Raw genomic sequence first — 446 nt, forward strand, 5'->3', positions numbered from 1 at the left:
CGCCGTTGCGCGATCGATCGACGCGCCCGACCGTGCGGCGGGCACCAATCCGGCCGGTGCCGTCCTTTTTGCGGGGGCTTGTGCCGGCTGTCATGGACCCGGTGCACCGATGATGGGGCAGGGGCGGCCGTCGCTCGCGCTGGCAACCAGCCTGCGCGACGCCGATCCGACCAGTGCGATCCAGGCTGTGTTGCAGGGGATCGCCCCGCCTGTCGCCGACCGCGGCCCCAAAATGCCGAGCTTTGCCGACAGTCTGAGCAATGCCGAAGTGGCGCAGACGCTGGCCTATGCCCGCGCCCGCTATACGGACGAGCCGGCGTGGGCCGACCTCGAGAAACGCGTGAAGAGCGCCCGCAAGGAAGGCACCGCGCAATGACGATTTCGCTTACCGTCAACGGCGTCACCCATAAGGTGGAGGTCGATCCGGCGACGCCATTGCTTTATGT

General features: G+C 67.7%; 1 protein-coding gene. It reads left to right on the plus strand.

The window, feature by feature from the left end; genetic code table 11:
* The coding region (locus AACY52_RS31345; protein WP_339561547.1) for a cytochrome c at positions 1-376 on the plus strand (376 nt) is incomplete at its 5' end.
* Positions 377-446 lie beyond the last annotated feature (70 nt).

The organism is Pseudomonas sp. EA_65y_Pfl1_P113, assembly GCF_963970525.1.
GTDB classification, from domain to species: Bacteria; Pseudomonadota; Gammaproteobacteria; order Pseudomonadales; family Pseudomonadaceae; genus Aquipseudomonas; species Aquipseudomonas tritici.